The organism is Citrobacter sp. ABFQG (genome assembly GCF_004322975.1).
GTDB classification, from domain to species: Bacteria; Pseudomonadota; Gammaproteobacteria; order Enterobacterales; family Enterobacteriaceae; genus Citrobacter; species Citrobacter freundii.
This window is the reverse complement of sequence record NZ_CP036435.1, coordinates 1796549-1809763: the sequence shown is the minus strand read 5'-3', so window position 1 is coordinate 1809763 and position 13215 is coordinate 1796549. Positions and strand designations below refer to the sequence as shown.

The window sequence follows — 13215 nt, the reverse complement described above, 5'->3', positions numbered from 1 at the left end:
CATTTATGAAACACAACTAAACCCTAATACTCAGTTCCTTACTTTTTGGGTTGGTTATGACTGATACGCATCTTCCACCGCGGGTGAACGACGACAAACCGGTTATCTGGACGGTTTCTGTCACGCGCCTGTTCGAACTGTTTCGCGACATCAGCCTGGAGTTCGACCACCTGGCGACCATCACCCCCATTCAGCTTGGTTTCGAAAAAGCGGTGGCGTATATCCGCAAAAAACTGGCTACCGAGCGTTGTGATGCCATTATTGCGGCGGGCTCCAACGGGGCGTATCTGAAAAGCCGTTTATCGATCCCGGTGATCCTGATTAAACCCAGCGGATTTGACGTGCTACAGGCGCTGGCAAAAGCAGGAAAGCTCACCTCGTCGATTGGCGTCATTACCTATCAGGAAACCATTCCTGCGCTTCTCGCCTTTCAAAAAACCTTTAATTTGCAGCTTGAACAGCGCAGCTATATCACCGAGGAAGATGCCCGCGGGCAAATCAACGAACTGAAGGCCGGCGGCACGCAGGCGATAGTTGGTGCGGGATTGATTACCGATCTGGCAGAAGAAGCAGGTATGACCGGCATCTTTATCTATTCGGCGGCCACCGTGCGCCAGGCCTTTGTCGATGCGCTTGATATGACCCGCCTGACGCTGCGTAGAAACGGTCAGTATGCTTCTGGCGATACGTTGCGCACCCGCTACGCGCTCGGTGATATGCGCGGTCACTCTGCGCAGATGGAACAGGTGCGACACACCATTATGCTCTACGCCCGCTCGCGTGCACCGGTGCTAATTCAGGGTGAAACCGGTACGGGCAAAGAGCTGGCGGCACAGGCCATTCACCGTGAGTTTTTCACTCGTCAGGAGAATCGGCGCGGTAAACCCTCGCCGCCGTTTGTTGCCGTCAACTGCGGAGCAATCACCGAATCATTGCTGGAAGCGGAGCTGTTCGGCTATGAAGATGGCGCCTTTACCGGCTCTCGTCGGGGAGGACGCGCGGGCCTGTTTGAAATTGCTCATGGCGGAACCCTTTTTCTTGATGAGATAGGCGAGATGCCGCTGCCGTTACAAACCCGGCTGCTGCGCGTACTGGAAGAAAAAGAGGTCACCCGAGTCGGTGGGCATCAGCCTATTCCGGTCGATGTCCGGGTGATTAGCGCCACACACTGTAATCTGGAGCAGGAGATGAAACAGGGGGAGTTTCGTACCGATCTGTTTTATCGCCTGAGCATTTTACGCCTCAAGCTGCCGCCGCTACGCGAGCGGTTGCCCGATATCCTGCCGCTGGCGGAAGGTTTTTTAAAGCAGTCGCTGGCGGAACTGGATGTGCCGTTTTCTGAGCCAGTACGCAAGGGGCTGGGTTTAAGTCAGCCGACGTTACTGAATTATGGCTGGCCGGGGAATATCCGCGAACTGCGTAATATGATGGAGCGCCTGGCGCTATTTTTAAGCGTCGAGCCGCAGCCGGAGCTGAATGTTGATTTTTTACAACAGCTATTACCGGAACTGGCCATTGTTGCAGACTCACCACAATCATCGTCATTGCTGACGCCGCAGCAGGTGTTGGCACAATTCAATGGTGATAAAACCGCGGCGGCACGCTATCTCGGAATTAGCAGAACCACGTTCTGGCGCAGATTAAAAGAAAACCCGCCGGTACAATGACCGACGGGAATCGTGATTTTTACAGCAGCGTATTATTTTTTCTTGTAGATATTGGCTGTGCCATGGATTTTATTATCCGTTTGACCGGAAGTTAATACCACAACATCGGCACCTTTCTCTTCGGCTTTTTTCAGCAGTTCTTCTTTGGCATCTGCGACAGAAACTTCATTACTCGTTGAGATATCACCGATTTTTGTGTACTGCGACTCAACCTTTTCAAACTCAAGCTTTGTCATAAACTCCGCGGCATATGCGTTGGTCACGACAAAAGCTAACGCACCAATAAGTACTTTAATTCCAGTTTTCATATAAAAGCTCCAGATTTTGTTATATATGCCATCATCGATCCCTGAACATTCGACATGCGAATCAAGGATGATTAATAAGTAGTTCAGGCTGACAAAAAAATCCAGAGCAGGCGGAAATATAAAGAAATTTTGCAAATCGTTGATAACAGAAAACCTGTGCTGTCGCGTTATCTGACGCGCCAGACTTGCACAAAATAGTCTATGAAGTCATTTGCAAATCTCAGCGCGTTTCACTACACAGTGTGAGTGAATACGCAGAATGATAGACACGCTAAAATTATAGTGTTAGCTGTCACTCAAGCGCTTACTAATGGAAATGTTGTCTATGGAACCGCTACACGCCGTCGTGCTCACCGTCAGCCTGTTTGTTTTAACCTTTTTTAACCCCGGTGCAAATCTGTTCGTAGTGGTACAAACTAGCCTGGCATCCGGACGACGCGCAGGTGTGATGACCGGTCTGGGGGTCGCCTTAGGTGATGCGTTTTACTCCGGCCTTGGGCTTTTTGGCATGGCAACGCTAATCACCCAGTGTGAAGAGATATTTTCATTGATTAAGATTGTCGGCGGCGTCTATCTGCTGTGGTTTGCCTGGAACAGCATCCGCCATCAGGCCACGCCACAAATGCCCACGCTACAGCAGCCGATTTCCGCCCCCTGGTATGTATTTTTCCGCCGAGGATTACTAACGGATTTATCGAACCCACAAACCGTACTGTTTTTTATTAGTATCTTCTCGGTCACCTTAAGCGCAGACACACCTACGTGGGCCAGGCTGATGGCCTGGGCAGGTATTGTATTGTCTTCCGTTATCTGGCGTATTTTTCTCAGCCAGGCATTTTCGTTACCCGCTGTACGCCGTGCCTATGGCCGCATCCAACGCGTTGCCAGCCGAGTCATTGGCGCAATAATAGGTGTCTTCGCGCTCAGGCTTATTTATGAGGGTATTAGCCATCGATAAGAGAGTTTAACTTGACCATCGTGAGGTAATTGTCCGTAATACTGCCTGAATTTTTAATCGCACGTTGAGTGGCAGCGAGATGGAACAGATTGAACCGGAAAACGACACATTACTCCTTACAGAATGGCAGGCACTGATACGACAAACATCGCCTGACGTTCACACGCTCCTCACATCGTTAAGCGATGAAGAGATCCACCATTTAGTGACCGTTTTTTATGACTATATGCTCTCCCATGCCCAAAGTGCATTGTTCCTCAATACGGAACAGGTCAGTACCCGCCTCAGCGGCAGTATGTTTGACTGGTTACGCAGCGTGCTCGGCAGCGCGCACGAAGATCTCTCACAGTTGCTGGCCAAACAACGCAAAATTGGCGTAGTGCATGCCCGTATCGGTCTGCCCATCGATCTGGTGAACCGCGGTGCGCGTAAGCTCAAAGATGAGCTGTATCGGGTGTTGAAAACCAAAGCTGACGACTCGTCTTCCCTGCTGAGCAGGGCTATCTGTTTTAGCAGTCTGGCAATGGATACTGCGCTGGAGGCCATGACCGTCTCCTATTCCCCAAGCTACCAAAACTCCCTGCATACACAGGAACAGTATCGTCTGCAGACTATTTACGATGACGTTAACGTCGAGCGCGAACGGCAAATCCGTTCGTTTACCGACTGGGAAAACCAGTTTATCTATAACATTGCCACCGGAATGCCTTTCGGTGAAATGGTGTTTCTGGCGAACTCTGATTTTGGTATGTGGTTCTCACATAAGGGAAAACATATTCTTGGCAACAGCAATTTGCTCAAAGAAATGGAATCACTGATTGCAGAGATCGACACCCGTCTGACGACAACCCTGTCACCTCAGCATCAGCCGACAGAACCCGAGCGGATGAGCTTATTACAGGATGTTCGCCAGCTGTCGGCAAAAATCCATTTCCTGCTCGCTTCGATGTTTGAGGCGCTGGTTAAGCAGGAAAATGGTAAAGATTCGTTGACCCAGTTGCTTAATCGCCGCTTTATTCCGACCATCATGCGACGTGAAATCTCGCTGGCGTTACATGCGCGTAAGCCTTTTAGCCTGGCGATGCTGGATATCGACTACTTCAAGCAAATTAACGATAACTTCGGGCATAATACCGGCGATCTGACGCTCAAAAATGTCGCAGCGGTCATTCATGATCATATCCGTAGCAGCGATTACGTGTTCCGCTACGGTGGTGAAGAATTTATGATTCTGCTCGTCGAGTCAGATGAATCGCAGGCCAGTATTATTCTGGAAACGCTGCGCATGAAAATTGCAGGGATGCGCATGGCAGCCTCTGCGACAGAAACGTTTTCTATTACCGTCAGTATCGGTATTGCCGAATATGATTATCATCCCGACTACAAACAGCTGGTTGATAAAGCCGATCGCGCACTTTATCTGGCAAAAAGTAATGGTCGCGACCGCGTTGAGATTTATCAGGAATAACCATTGCCTTGCAGAGAAATAAATACCCCGTTCAGGGTATTTATCTGGCTTGCGATAAATATCGAGCTGTTATTTTTATTCAAGTATATTTGCATGATGAAAATAACAGCCACGTAATAAGATGCAAATCAAATACACCAAATCTAAATGGCGCTAGCATATCCCGGTGATAACGCCTTCTGAATGCAGAAGGGGAAATATGAGGGATAGTATAAAATCATGAATGGGAAGAAGAGAACGCGCTGGCAGCGCCGTCCTGGCACGATCGGAGGCAAACTGCCGTGGAATGACTGGCGCAATGCCAGCAGCTGGCGAAAAGCCACCCAGTTTCTCCTGCTGACTATTAATATTTATATTGGCGTAACGTTCTATTACTGGGTCCGCTATTTCGAAACCGCCGGCACCAGCGTCTATATTCCAAGGCCTGGTGGTATTGAGGGATGGCTACCGATCGCGGGTTTGATGAATATCCGCTATACGCTGGAGACTGGTTTTCTTCCTCCCATCCATGCCGCCTCCATGCTGCTGTTAGTTGCGTTTATCCTGATTAGTCTGTTGTTAAAAAAAGCCTTCTGTTCGTGGTTATGTCCGGTGGGCACACTGTCCGAACTGCTCGGCAATCTGGGGAAAAAAGTCTTTGGTCGCAACTTCACGCTGCCGCGCTGGCTGGATATCCCGCTGCTCAGTCTGAAGTATCTGTTGCTGAGTTTCTTTTTATATATTGCCCTGTCGATGCCTGCACAGGGGATTCAGTATTTTCTAATGTCGGCCTATGGCATGATTATCGACGTGAAGATGCTCGATTTCTTTCGCCATATTGGCCCCGCTACGCTCATCTTTGTTGTCGTTATCAGCGTCCTGAGCCTGTTTATTCGCAATGCCTGGTGCCGCTATCTGTGCCCTTATGGCGCGCTGCTCGGCCTGTTCTCGCTATTCTCGCCGTTTAAAATCCGCCGTAACGCAGACAGTTGCATCGACTGCGGAAAATGCGCGAAAAACTGCCCGTCGAATATCCCGGTCGACAGACTGATTCAGGTGCGTACCGTGGAATGCACTGGCTGCATGACCTGCGTTGAATCCTGCCCGGTAGCCTCAACGCTGAGCTTTTCACTGCAGACTCCGCCTGGCGCACAAGGCAACGGTGGTAAATCGTTATGGCGTCAGAGGACGATGTCAGGTGTTGCCATGGCGCTACTGGTGCTTGGTATTCTGTTTGCCGCCGTAGGTTATGCGGTGTACGCCAACGTCTGGGATACGCCAGTACCCGATCATATGTATTTCCAGCTGATCCCGAAGGCAAAGATGATCGGCCATTAATGGTTTGAACTGTCTGCATTTATGCCGGGTGGCGACAACACCCTACCCGGCCTACACAGCGGATATCACCGGTTTATTTCTTCGCCCCGGATTTACCAATGCCCCGATACAGTTCGTTAATCCGCTTCACGGATTTAATTGATCGCTGCGGCGCAGTGGAAGCGACAGACAGCACAATCATTTCCAGACACACCAGCACCGTACCGTGGAGCGGCATTTTCCCATTCTCGCCGCCGCGCGGCACGTTAATCACCACATCCGCTTCTTTACTAAAACGGGAGTCCAGCGCGTTCGTCAGTAAAATAACCGGGACACCCAACCGCCTGGCCTCGCGAATGGTCGTCAGCCCTTCACGATGCGGAGATTTCTGCGCCATCATGATCAGCACATCTCCACGCTGCAATGCGATCAGTTGCTCCGCGAGGTTAATCCCAGTGCGATTAAATGCTACCGCAGGCAGGCCAATACGGCTGAGCAGACGAACGGTATAATCCGCCAATACGCCGGATGCGCCGATACCAAAAATTCCCACCTGACGGGCTTCTACCAGTAATGCCACCGCCTGGGCAATTGCATAGCGGTTTTGCGGTGTAGAAAGCGCTTCGCAGGTACCCTGATGCCCCTGCAAGACAAAATCAATACTGGAATTAACATCGCAAGAGAGCGTATTCACCGTGGTGGTCATCTTCTCTTCTGAGGTCACGCCAGGGCCAAACCAGTGTTCAATGGTCTGCTTTAAATCGCGCAACCCGGCAAACCCCAGCGCCTGAATTGCCCTGACCACCGTCGCGTCAGAGGTTTGCGTGGCGGCAGCGATTTCTATCGCCGTAAACTCCAGCACCACTTCGCGATTTTCGTTGATATAACGCGCCACGGCCTGCATACGTGGCGAGAGTAAATGCGCCCGGGCGCGAAAACGGTCACCATAGACATCAATACGGTTTTTGGCTTTTTTCGCCGCCAGCATGGTTATTTAGCCTCCGGTAGCCATCGTCCGGCGATATGCGTTTGCACCTGCGCCACCATCAGACTGAGCGAGGCATAGGAATTGGATATCGCCTCTTCACGGGAGAGTAAAACGTAATGTCCGCGCTGGCAGGCGGTCAGGAACTCACACCAGCCAGGCATCACCGCATCCATCGCCGCGATTTCATCCTGCGGTTTACCGCCGGTATCGCCACGCCAAGTCGCGAAGACAAAATCGGCATCCAGTTCAGGCAGACGTTCCGCACTGACATCAATGCGCCCACCCGGCGGAATACTGTCGATAAGTTTCGGGAAAGTGAAACCAGCATCGCGTAAAACTCGCCCCAGGGAATGATAGGTGTGCAACGCATTGATTTTGCCATGATTGGCCTGTATTACCGCCACAGAGATGTGCTGCGTATCGACCGTTCGCTTGAGCTGGGCTATTTCTTCACGGTAGCGCCGTTCCAGCAATGCCAGCCGGTTCTGCGTACCAGTAAGCTGCGCCAGCTTGCGGTAGATTTCCGGCGCACCGCCATCAAGATGATCGATGCTGACCGTCGGCGCTATTTTTTCCAGTTGCTCAATCGGCGTGTTACGGCTGGGTTCGGTGATAATTAAATCCGGTTTTGCCGCCACAATGGCTTCAATATCAATGTCTGCCGTACCGATATACGTAATGTTCGAATTATCAAAATCCACGCCGGTCAGCTGCACGCCGGAGCGTAAAAAATGGCTGCCATCCGGGCGCGTTCGGCCATGACTGGCCACCGGAGGCACGCCCAGTTCGATCAGCGGAATAGTGATGTCGAGATCGTGCAATGACACAATACGCTGCGGATGCAGCGGCACGTTCACCACTCGCCCGAGATCGTCAGTAAATGACTGAACAGGCACCGCCGCCTGGACGGTGCAGCCGACCAGCAGCAGCAATGAAAAGATTAAACGCATATACCCTCTTAACAATTACAAACGATCCCGGCGACGCCAGAGCAACAGCAAAAAGAACGGTCCACCGACCAGGGCAATGACGATCCCGGCGGGGATTTGCAGTGGTGCAAACGCCAGACGACCCACGGTATCGGTGACCAGCACCAGCAACGCACCGATCAACGCACTTCCCCACAGCAGCGCTGTTTGTCCGCCACGCAGCCAGAATCGTGCCATGTGTGGCGCCATCAACCCGACAAAACCGAGGCTGCCCACGCAGGCAACACTGGCGGCGGTGAGTACAACCGGCGCGAGAAAACGCAACAACGCCAGTCGGGGTAAATGGACACCAAGCCCCGTTGCCGTCGCATTGCCAAGTAGCGCCACATCCGAAGCGCGCGCCGTGGCAAATAAGATGATGGCCGCAGGCAACGTCCAGACCAGTGCCACCAGCAGCAGTGGCCAGGTGGCGGCATGAAGGCTTCCCGCCAGCCAGACCAGTGCAGTCTGTACGTCACGGACATCGGCGGTGGTCATAAATACGCCCATTCCCGCGGCAAAGAACCACGACACGCCAATGCCTATCAACACGAAGCGAGGCCGGGAGAAATCACGGGCCAGCAGCATCACCAGTGTGGCGACCAGTGCGCCGCCGGCCATTCCCGCCAGGGGCCGCCAAACCAGACTTGCGGACGGGAAAAACAGCACCAGGGCCAGTACCACCACGCAACTCCCTTCTTTGACACCGATAAGCCCGGGATCGGCCAACCCGTTGCGGGTGATAGATTGCATCGCCGCCCCTGCCAATCCGAGCATCGCCCCGCACAGAAGCGCCATCAGCAGTCGAGGCAGTCGTACATCCCAAACGACATACTGTTGCTGAACCGTCAACGCCTGAGAGTCAAACACCGCCCGTCCGATAGCGGAAGCCGGAACCGGGAGCGACCCCTGCATCACGCCAAACAGCAGTAATGCGATTGCCAGCACCGTCAGGCTGAGGCTGTACAGCACGGTTTTGGGACGAATGACACGAGAAAATCCACCCACCCGCCATGCACGAAGCCCTGCACGTTGCAGCATATCGTTCATTTCAAAAACCTCGACGCAATGAAAATAAACGCCGGTGCGCCCACCAGGGCGGTCATGATCCCTGTAGCCAGCTCCTGCGGAGCCAGCACCGTGCGGGCGGCAATATCCGCCAGCAGCAGCAGCGCCGCACCCAGCAATGCCGACGTCGGTAGCATCTGGCGAATATCTTCTGTTACCAGACGGCGGGTAACGTTAGGCACTAACAGGCCGATAAATCCCAGCGGCCCCACGACAGAAACTGCCGCACCGCACAACAGCGCAATGGCGATCATCGCCAGCAAGCGTATGCGCAGAATGTTCACCCCTAACCCACAGGCCATACGGTCGCCGAGAGCCAGAATATTCAGGCCCGGCGCGATAGCGAGCGCCAGCACCATACCGGCAAGCGACGGGGGAACGGCACTTTTGACACTTTCCCAACGCAGACCCGCGAGATCACCCACCAGCCAGGTGCGCATTGCCAACAGGGTTTGTTCATCCAGAATCAGGATGGCCGCAGTAAGCGATGACACCATGGCCGACAGCGCCACGCCGCACAGCGTGACCTTCAGCGGCGTTAAGCCACCGCGCCCGGCAGATGCAAGCGCCATCACCAACGAAAAGAGTGCCGCAGCACCGCCTGCCGCCAGCAATGGCTGGCTTACCCCCGTCACGCCAAGCGCGGTGCACAACACAACGACAAACGCCGCACCGGCATTCAGCCCCAGAATATGCGGTTCTCCCAGCGGATTACGAATCAACGCCTGCAACAGAACCCCCGCAACACCTAACGCCGCGCCGACCAGCATCGCCGCCGTCATACGCAGCAGACGTAAGGAGACAATAATCCGGTGGTCGAAATTTTTCGCGTCAAAGTGGAACAGCGCCTGCACGACGGTCTGCGGGCTGATAGTGCGTGCGCCCACACCCAGATGCACCACTGCCAGAACACACAACAGCAGCGTTAACACGGGGAACGCCAGCATAATCCGGCCACGGCGACGAGCCAGTGTGCTTGCCATGACCGTCATTGCTCTTGCCCGCCCGGCGCGCGGAACGGCATAAAGAACGGTTTGCCGGTGAGAGGATTCACCGACATCTGCACGTCGACGTCAAACACGTGCTTAATCAACTCGGGCGTGCAGTTTTCGCCATCATGCACGACGCCCTGCAACGTCCCCTGTTTGAGGAACACCAGCATGTCCCCGTAATTCACGGCAAAATTCAGGTCATGCAGGACCACAACCACAGTACGGCCATGATGGCGAGTCAGTGAATGCAACAGTTCGAGGATCTCCACCTGATAGCGCAGATCGAGAAACGTAGTCGGCTCATCCAACAAGATGACCGGCGTTTGCTGTGCCAGCGCCATCGCAATCCAGCAGCGCTGACGTTGCCCACCGGAAAGGCTCTCTACCGGCAAATGCGCAAAATCAGCAGTTCCGGTTAACTGGAGTGCCTGCTCCACGGCGCGTTCGTCATCGTCCGTCCATTGCGAAAGCATGTTCTGCCAGGGAAAACGCCCACGCGATACCAGTTCGAAAACGGTAAGTCCTTCGGGCACCAATGGGGATTGCGGCAGGATGCCGAGCTGGCGTGAAACCGCTTTGGTAGGCTGTTGATAAATGGCTTTGCCATCCAGCAATACGCTGCCGCCGTGCGGTTTCAACATACGGGCGATAGTGCTTAACAACGTTGATTTACCCGAGCCGTTCGCCCCCACCAGTACCGTCATTTTGCCTTGCGGAATAGTGAGACAGATATCGTGGACAATGGTGTTATGGCGATAACCCGCAGAAAGCTGTTGTAGTTCAATGCCCGTTCTGTGGGCGATATTTTCCACATGCTGTGGCATGTTCACTCCTGCGCCGCCGCATGGCAAAGCCTGCATGCGTAATTCTCTAAATAAAAATAAAACTCATTCTCTTTGTGATCTTGCTGGCTTGCACTGTAGTAGTCAAGCAATTACACCCTGTAGTTACATCACCCGTCGCCAACAACTAAAGCACAAATAAAAAACGCTGAAAAATCAATAAAAATCATTCTTTTTCAATATATTGAAAATTAAATACCCTTAAAAAAACGACGGTTAAATTGCGTCAAATCGCTTGTAGTTTCTTTTTCAATTTTACGTTTACTACTACAAACACTCATGATTGAATGATTCTCAATTACACATCTGACGCCAGTAACGCTGGCTTACAGATGGATAAATGCAGGGCTGGCAAGCCGGGCAATGAATTGAATCAACTTGTTTCCCTGCCCATTTTTGGCAGGGTCTTTTGCGGAATAAATAAAATAATGGCTGAGTTAACGACTTACTTTTCGGGGATGAAAGGGCGGGCATTGTGCTCTGCTCTCTTTCTGGGCATGACAACAACACCTGCGGTATTTGCAGCGGAGAAAGAGACGACTCCGCCTAAAGGGGAAGATACCATCACCGTTCGGGCAGATGCATCGTCTGCCGATCAGGCCGTAACATCGGGTTATCAACCGCTGAGTTCGTCCACCGCGACGCTGACATCCATGCCATTGTTGGATATCCCACAAGTGGTGAACACTGTCAGCGATAAAGTTCTGGAAGATCAGCATGTCACGACGCTGGACGAAGCGCTGTATAACGTTAGTAACGTCGTGCAAACCAACACATTAGGTGGCACACAGGATGCGTTTGTCCGCCGTGGCTTCGGCGCAAACCGTGACGGTTCGGTGATGACCAATGGTCTGAAAACCGTGTTGCCGCGCAGCTTTAACGCCGCCACCTCACGCGTGGAAGTGCTGAAAGGCCCGGCCTCAACCCTGTATGGGATTCTCGATCCCGGCGGCCTGATTAATGTCGTCACCAAACGTCCGGAAACACAGTTTGGCGGGTCGATTTCAGCAACCTCCAGCAGGTTTGGCGGCGGCACAGGGCAGTTTGACGTGACCGGGCCGATTGAAGGCACGCAGTTAGCCTATCGCCTGATTGGCGAATATCAGCATGAGGATTACTGGCGTAACTTCGGCACCAATCAGAGCAGCTTCATCTCCCCGTCCCTTACCTGGTTTGGCGACAAGGCCACCGTCAACGTGCTCTATTCACATCGCGACTATAAAGCCCCGTTCGATCGCGGCACCATTTTCGATCTCAACACCAAACACGCGGTGAATGTGGATCGCAAAACCCGTTTTGATGAGCCGTTTAATATCACCGATGGCGAATCGGATCTGGCGCAGCTGAATGCCGAATACCGTTTCAACAGCGAATGGACAGCGAAATTCGACTACAGCTTTAGTCAGGATAAATACAGCGATAATCAGGCTCGCGTGATGGCTTATGATTCTGCAAGCGGAAATCTTACCCGCCGTGTTGATGCCACTCAAGGCTCCACTCAGCGCATGCACGCCACACGTGCCGATTTACAGGGCAACGTCGATATCGCTGGCTTTTATAACGAGATCCTCACCGGCGTCTCTTATGAGAACTACGATCTGCTACGCACCGACATGATCCGCTGCAAGAACGTAAAAGGGTTCAATATTTATAATCCTGTCTACGGTACGTTGGATAAATGTACTAACGTTTCTGCCGCTGATAGCGATCAGACTATTCAACAAGAGAGCTATTCTGCGTATGTGCAGGACGCGCTGTACCTGACCGATAAATGGATCGCCGTCGCCGGGATGCGTTATCAGTACTACACCGAATACGCTGGCAAAGGCCGTCCGTTCAACGTCAACACCGACAGTACCGACCAACAGTGGGTGCCCAAATTCGGTATGGTGTACAAACTGACGCCGTCGGTATCGCTGTTCGGTAACGTGTCGCGATCCTTCATGCCGCAATATTCTATCGCCAGTTATATTGGCGAATTGCCACCTGAAACTTCAACGGCTTATGAAGTGGGGGCAAAATTCGATATCTTTGACGGTATCACCGCCAATATTGCCCTGTTTGATATTGATAAACGCAATGTGCTGTACAACGAAATGATCAATGGCGAAACTGTGGCGAAAACTGCGGGTCGCGTGCGTTCACAAGGTGTGGAAGTGGATGTCGCCGGTTCGTTGACCACCAACACCAATATCATCGCCAGCTACGGTTATACCGCCGCGAAAGTGACGGAAGATCCTGATTACAAAGGTAAGCCGCTGCCTAATGTACCGAAGCATACCGGCTCATTATTCCTCACCTACGATATTCAGAATGCCTTTATGGGCAATACCCTGACGATTGGCGGTGGGGGTCATGGGGTGAGCCGCCGTTCCGCAACCAATGGCGCAGACTATTATCTGCCGGGCTATTTTGTCGCCGATGCCTTTGCCGCTTATAAAATGAAGCTGCAGTATCCGGTCACATTGCAGCTCAATGTGAAAAACCTGTTTGATAAGACCTATTACACTTCATCCATTGCCACCAATAATCTGGGTAATCAGATTGGCGACCCACGAGAAGTGCAGTTCACGGTGAAAATGGAATTCTGATCCTCTTCATCCATTAACCCTGCCAATTCTGGCAGGGTTTCCCGTCTGTCCTGCCATTTTAAGACAATT

At 52.5% G+C, this 13215-nt stretch carries 11 protein-coding genes; 5 read left to right on the top strand and 6 right to left on the bottom strand.

Annotation, left to right across the window (positions count from 1 at the left end):
- Positions 1 to 56 precede the first annotated feature (56 nt).
- Positions 57 to 1667 carry a propionate catabolism operon regulatory protein PrpR gene (gene prpR / locus WN16_RS08705; protein ID WP_044699303.1) on the top strand — a complete coding sequence of 537 codons (1611 nt, stop codon included), beginning with the start codon at positions 57 to 59 and terminating at the stop codon, positions 1665 to 1667.
- A gap of 32 nt (positions 1668 to 1699) precedes the next feature.
- Here prpR and yahO read toward each other — a convergent pair whose 3' ends face one another.
- Positions 1700 to 1975, bottom strand: coding sequence for a DUF1471 family periplasmic protein YahO (gene yahO, locus WN16_RS08700; RefSeq protein ID WP_003021310.1), 276 nt, complete (start codon positions 1973 to 1975; stop codon positions 1700 to 1702).
- 325 nt (positions 1976 to 2300) lie between these two features.
- Here yahO and WN16_RS08695 point away from each other — a divergent pair, with 325 nt between their 5' ends.
- The 3 genes from WN16_RS08695 (at position 2301) to WN16_RS08685 (ending at position 5718) form a co-directional block, all read left to right on the top strand.
- Entirely contained in the window at positions 2301 to 2933 is a 633-nt protein-coding gene (locus tag WN16_RS08695; RefSeq protein ID WP_044699300.1) for a LysE family transporter, read from the top strand.
- A gap of 79 nt (positions 2934 to 3012) precedes the next feature.
- Complete coding sequence (locus WN16_RS08690) at positions 3013 to 4401, top strand: diguanylate cyclase (protein ID WP_003021304.1); 1389 nt, start codon at positions 3013 to 3015, stop codon at positions 4399 to 4401.
- 219 nt (positions 4402 to 4620) lie between these two features.
- Positions 4621 to 5718, top strand: a complete 1098-nt coding sequence (locus WN16_RS08685; RefSeq protein WP_044699299.1) for a 4Fe-4S binding protein — start codon at positions 4621 to 4623, stop codon at positions 5716 to 5718.
- Positions 5719 to 5791: 73 nt separating this feature from the next.
- On the opposite strand, the gene WN16_RS08680 is transcribed toward WN16_RS08685, so the two are convergent.
- From WN16_RS08680 to WN16_RS08660, 5 genes are read right to left on the bottom strand one after another with little or no spacing between them, the layout of a single operon-like run.
- Entirely contained in the window at positions 5792 to 6685 is an 894-nt protein-coding gene (locus WN16_RS08680) for a MurR/RpiR family transcriptional regulator (RefSeq protein WP_044699298.1), read from the bottom strand.
- Between the two features lie 2 nt (positions 6686 to 6687).
- On the bottom strand, positions 6688 to 7635 hold the full coding sequence (locus WN16_RS08675; protein WP_044699296.1) for an iron-siderophore ABC transporter substrate-binding protein: 948 nt from the start codon (positions 7633 to 7635) through the stop codon (positions 6688 to 6690).
- Positions 7636 to 7650: 15 nt separating this feature from the next.
- Positions 7651 to 8703 (bottom strand): iron ABC transporter permease, encoded by a 1053-nt coding sequence (locus WN16_RS08670; RefSeq protein WP_044699295.1) that lies wholly within the window; start codon positions 8701 to 8703, stop codon positions 7651 to 7653.
- On the bottom strand, positions 8700 to 9713 hold the full coding sequence (locus tag WN16_RS08665; RefSeq protein WP_044699294.1) for an iron ABC transporter permease: 1014 nt from the start codon (positions 9711 to 9713) through the stop codon (positions 8700 to 8702). Before WN16_RS08665 ends, WN16_RS08670 begins: the two co-directional genes overlap by 4 nt.
- Positions 9710 to 10537: an ABC transporter ATP-binding protein gene (locus WN16_RS08660; RefSeq protein ID WP_032937018.1), complete on the bottom strand. Its 828-nt coding sequence runs from the start codon at positions 10535 to 10537 to the stop codon at positions 9710 to 9712. The genes WN16_RS08665 and WN16_RS08660 overlap by 4 nt, the downstream gene beginning before the upstream one ends.
- Before the next feature lie 446 nt (positions 10538 to 10983).
- Here WN16_RS08660 and WN16_RS08655 point away from each other — a divergent pair, with 446 nt between their 5' ends.
- Positions 10984 to 13146 (top strand): TonB-dependent siderophore receptor, encoded by a 2163-nt coding sequence (locus tag WN16_RS08655; RefSeq protein ID WP_044699292.1) that lies wholly within the window; start codon positions 10984 to 10986, stop codon positions 13144 to 13146.
- Positions 13147 to 13215: the final 69 nt, after the last annotated feature.

Excerpts from the sequence above, each read along its gene's own strand:
- WN16_RS08675 (WP_044699296.1), bottom strand. The coding sequence starts at position 7,635 with ATGCGTTTAATCTTTTCATTGCTGCTGCTGGTCGGCTGCACCGTCCAG.
- WN16_RS08655 (WP_044699292.1), top strand. The coding sequence starts at position 10,984 with ATGGCTGAGTTAACGACTTACTTTTCGGGGATGAAAGGGCGGGCATTG.
- WN16_RS08690 (WP_003021304.1), top strand. The coding sequence starts at position 3,013 with ATGGAACAGATTGAACCGGAAAACGACACATTACTCCTTACAGAATGG.
- yahO (WP_003021310.1), bottom strand. The coding sequence starts at position 1,975 with ATGAAAACTGGAATTAAAGTACTTATTGGTGCGTTAGCTTTTGTCGTG.
- prpR (WP_044699303.1), top strand. The coding sequence starts at position 57 with ATGACTGATACGCATCTTCCACCGCGGGTGAACGACGACAAACCGGTT.
- WN16_RS08665 (WP_044699294.1), bottom strand. The coding sequence starts at position 9,713 with ATGACGGTCATGGCAAGCACACTGGCTCGTCGCCGTGGCCGGATTATG.
- WN16_RS08660 (WP_032937018.1), bottom strand. The coding sequence starts at position 10,537 with ATGCCACAGCATGTGGAAAATATCGCCCACAGAACGGGCATTGAACTA.
- WN16_RS08670 (WP_044699295.1), bottom strand. The coding sequence starts at position 8,703 with ATGAACGATATGCTGCAACGTGCAGGGCTTCGTGCATGGCGGGTGGGT.
- WN16_RS08680 (WP_044699298.1), bottom strand. The coding sequence starts at position 6,685 with ATGCTGGCGGCGAAAAAAGCCAAAAACCGTATTGATGTCTATGGTGAC.
- WN16_RS08695 (WP_044699300.1), top strand. The coding sequence starts at position 2,301 with ATGGAACCGCTACACGCCGTCGTGCTCACCGTCAGCCTGTTTGTTTTA.
- WN16_RS08685 (WP_044699299.1), top strand. The coding sequence starts at position 4,621 with ATGAATGGGAAGAAGAGAACGCGCTGGCAGCGCCGTCCTGGCACGATC.